The sequence below is a fragment of the Stieleria sp. genome, assembly GCF_041595215.1.
Lineage (GTDB): Bacteria > Planctomycetota > Planctomycetia > Pirellulales > Pirellulaceae > Stieleria > Stieleria magnilauensis.
In genome coordinates, this window is sequence record NZ_JBFHKV010000913.1 from 1 (window position 1) to 3,585 (window position 3,585).

General features: G+C 62.0%; 3 protein-coding genes. 2 read left to right on the forward strand and 1 reads right to left on the reverse strand.

The features are described 5' to 3' along the window. Window positions 1–486: 486 nt before the first annotated feature. The gene (locus ABX749_RS26150) at window positions 487–1,467 is read right to left on the reverse strand and encodes an alpha/beta hydrolase fold domain-containing protein (protein WP_372898594.1); all 981 of its coding nucleotides are present in this window, start codon (window positions 1,465–1,467) and stop codon (window positions 487–489) included. A gap of 140 nt (window positions 1,468–1,607) precedes the next feature. Between ABX749_RS26150 and ribA the strand changes: the two genes are divergently transcribed. Both ribA and ABX749_RS26160 read left to right on the forward strand, forming a co-directional pair. Then, a complete protein-coding gene (ribA, locus tag ABX749_RS26155; protein ID WP_372898595.1) occupies window positions 1,608–2,858 on the forward strand; it encodes a GTP cyclohydrolase II in 1,251 nt (416 codons plus the stop codon). Window position 2,859: 1 nt separating this feature from the next. After that, window positions 2,860–3,585, forward strand: a 726-nt coding sequence (locus ABX749_RS26160; RefSeq protein ID WP_372898596.1) for a prephenate dehydrogenase, incomplete at its 3' end; no start/stop codon positions are given.

Here is a 3,585-nt window from a genome sequence, read left to right on the forward strand (position 1 = left end):
CGGTATTGGCGCGGGGCATGACCCCGCCGGGGTCACGCCGCGAAGCCAGACGGACCGGAGGGCTCGCGCCCCGCCGCTAACAATAGATGCACGGTTTGTTGTCCCAGGAGAGCGACAGCGGTTCCAGCATCCCGGAGGGATGCCAGCGTGTAGCCGGAGGTCAGCGCAGCGGCACCTCCGGAAAGCACGCCCTAAATTCCCTCGACCCCGTCGGGGTCGCAGCGAGTCAAGTTGCTGGCCGGGTCCGAGGGCGCCGACGTCATTTGCTTCGACACCCTTCGGGGTCGCGTCTGACGGGGGACCGGGTGTCCGGAGGTGTCGCTTCGCTCACCTCCGGCTACTGGCTTGGGCCCCGTCGGGGTCATGCCGCGCGCCCAAAACCGCTAAATCAACACCGTATTGACCAGCGCAGGGCCCGTAGGCTCGCGCCAAACGGCTGATTGAATCGACAGACCCGGTGAGCGACCGGCGCGTGCATGCCGGCGGCTACTTCGTCAATTGCTCGTCAAAGAACTTCAGCATCCAATCGGTCAGCTTGGGGCTGAGGAACGCGAACAGGTGACCGTTGCCCGGCAGCGTGTGTAACGATGATTTGACGTCGGCATCGACCAACGCCTGGTGGAAATTTTTGGCGTTGTTGATCGGGACGATCCAATCCGCTTCGCCGTGGATGATTTGAAACGGCGGGTCTTTGGGAGACGTAAAACAGATCGGCGACGCGGCGGTGTAAACGTTCGGCAGCTCGCGTCGCGATCCGCCTAGGAAGAACGCGAGCGACGTGTTGTCCGGTGGCAGCTGGCGAAAGTCCGTCGGCGGGCCGCCGATGCAAACGGCACCGATCGACGGGAGTTTTTTCCAGCGTTCGTCTTGCTGCGTCCAGGACGTCGTCTGGCGGACCGATTGCCAGGGTTCATCGGCGAGGGTGGCGACCAGCGACACCAGGTGGCCGCCGGCGGAATAGCCATACAGACCGACGCGCTCGGTGTCCCAGTGGTAGGTGGGTGCGTTCTCGGTGATCCAGACCAAAGCCGACCGCACGTCATCGACTTGATCGGGAAATTTTGAACTGGGGGCGTGCCGATAATTGATCGCCACGGCGGCAAAACCGTTGCCCGCCAAATCCCGGGCATGACGCTCCATCGTCCATTTGTCGCCGGTCGCCCAGCCGCCTCCGTGGACGACCAGCACCACCGGCCAGCGGCGATCGGGGGCCGCCCCGGACGCCTGCTGGGATGGCGTCTTGGGTTGCGGCAGATAGACGTCGCAGCGGCCCGCGCTGCCCAGATCGTCGCCGTCTGTGCCGCAAAAACGCAAATCAGCGACCTTTTTGACACCAAACGCGGTCGCTTTCGGGGGCTCCGGGGCCGAATCTGCCGCGACCGGAGGCGTCGGCGGGCCTGCCGGTTCTGCGGCAATCGCCGCGATTTCGCTGCTGCAAATGCCCGCAAACACAGTGCAAGTACCCACCAAAACGCAAATGGGTCGCTTCTTGATCCGCTGTCGTCTCATCAATCGGTCCGCTCATTGGGCAATTGGCCATCATCCGTATAATAATGGACCGACCAGACCCTCCACCATCCGACCCACTGAACACCCAAAGCCACACGATGCCCTTCAATGATTCGCTCTCCGGCGAAGACCTTTCCCTGGATTCCATCCCTGCCGCGGTCGAGGCAGTGCGACGAGGCGAGGTCGTGATCGTCGTCGATGCGGAGGATCGCGAAAATGAAGGCGACTTCATTTGTGCGGCCGAAAAAGCGACTCCCGAGACGATCAATTTCATGCTCGGCGGTCGCGGCCAATTGTGCGTTTCGATCCTGCCCGAAGTCGGCAAACGATTGGAGTTGACTCCCGTCGTCTCGGACAACAACGCGCCGCTACGGACGGCCTTCGTCACCCCGATCGACATCGCGACCGCTCGCACCGGGATCACAGCCGCCGAACGCAGCGAGACGATTCTGCAGATCGCGTCGCCGGATTGCAAGGTCGAAGATTTCGTCCGCCCCGGGCACGTGTATCCGTTGATCGCAAAAAAGGGAGGCGTGTTGCGTCGCGCCGGGCACACCGAAGCGGCGGTCGATCTGGCGCGGATGGCCGGTTTGCAGCCTGCCGGGGTGCTTTGCGAAATCTTGAACCAGTCCGGTGACCGCGCCACACGGGATGAATTGATCGCCATCGCCAAGGCGAACTCGCTCAAGATCATCAGCATCGAGCAACTGATCGCGCATCGCCGCGTGAGCGAAAAATTGGTCAACCGTGCCGCCCAGGCGACGTTGCCGACCAAGTACGGCGATTTTCAAATCATCGTCTATTCGGTCGACTTCGAAGATCAAGAGCCGATCGCGTTGACACTCGGTGAACTGTCGCAACAGGGCGAAGGTCAAAAGCCGCCGCTGGTTCGGATGCACAGCAGTTGCTTCACCGGCGATCTGATCGCGTCGCTGCGATGTGATTGTGGCGACCAGTTGGAAATGGCGCTGGAGATGATTGCCGCCGAAGGTCGCGGCGCGCTCGTTTATCTGCCCCAGGAAGGGCGCGGCATCGGACTGGCACAGAAAATTCGCGCCTACGCGCTCCAAGATCAAGGGATGGACACCGTCGAAGCCAACCACGCGCTGGGTTTCAAAGCCGACATGCGCGATTACGGAGTCGGGTTGCAGATCTTGAAGGATCTGGGCATCAGCGAAGTTCGCTTGCTGACCAACAACCCCAAGAAGCAGCAAGCGTTTAACTTGCGCGGTTACGATTTGAAGCTGGTCGATCAAGTGCCGATCGTGACGCCGGTGAACAAGCACAACAAGAATTACCTGGAAACGAAACGAGAGAAGATGGGCCATCAATTGCCGGACTTGGGCTGAGATGCAAACGCTTCCTGAAAAACCGGCGTGGCTCCGTCGCGTTTCGATCCTCGGTGTCGGGCTGCTCGGCGGCAGCGTCGCAATGGCGTTGCGACGGCGTGGGGTTCATGTCGTCGGTTACAGTCGACGCGAATCAAGTTGTCGCGCGGCGATCGAAGCCGGTGCGGTCGATGAGGGGTTCACGGAGATCGCAGCGGCGTGTCGTGGCAGCGACGTCGTCGTCGTCGCCTCCCCGGTCGACAAGATCGTTGAACTGGCCATCGCCGCCGATCAAGTGTTGGGTGACGACGCGTTGATCACCGACGTCGGCAGCACGAAGGCCCGTATCGTTGCGGAGATCGAGACGCAGTCACCGTCGCTGGCCCGGAAATTCGTGGCCGCCCATCCGATCGCGGGCTCGGAAAAGACCGGTGTCGAAAACGCCACTGCGACGTTGCTCGAGGGCAAGCTGGTGATCATGACGCCCGGTGACCACACACCGGCGGCGGCGGTGGATCGGGCCGCCGCGTTTTGGTTGCAGACCGGCGGTGACATTCTTTCGATGTCGCCTGAGCAACATGACCAACGGTTGGCGGCGGTCAGTCATGTGCCGCATCTGGTTTCATCGCTGTTGGCCAGCCTGGTCGATGACGAATCCTTGCCGCTGGTCGGCAGCGGATGGAGAGACATGACGCGCGTGGCGGCCGGAGACCCGACGATGTGGACGGCCATCTGTGTGCACAATCGC

What these genes read in the sequence shown, in the direction of transcription:
- ribA (WP_372898595.1), top strand. Translation starts at nt 1,608, where the DNA reads ATGCCCTTCAATGATTCGCTCTCCGGCGAAGACCTTTCCCTGGATTCC.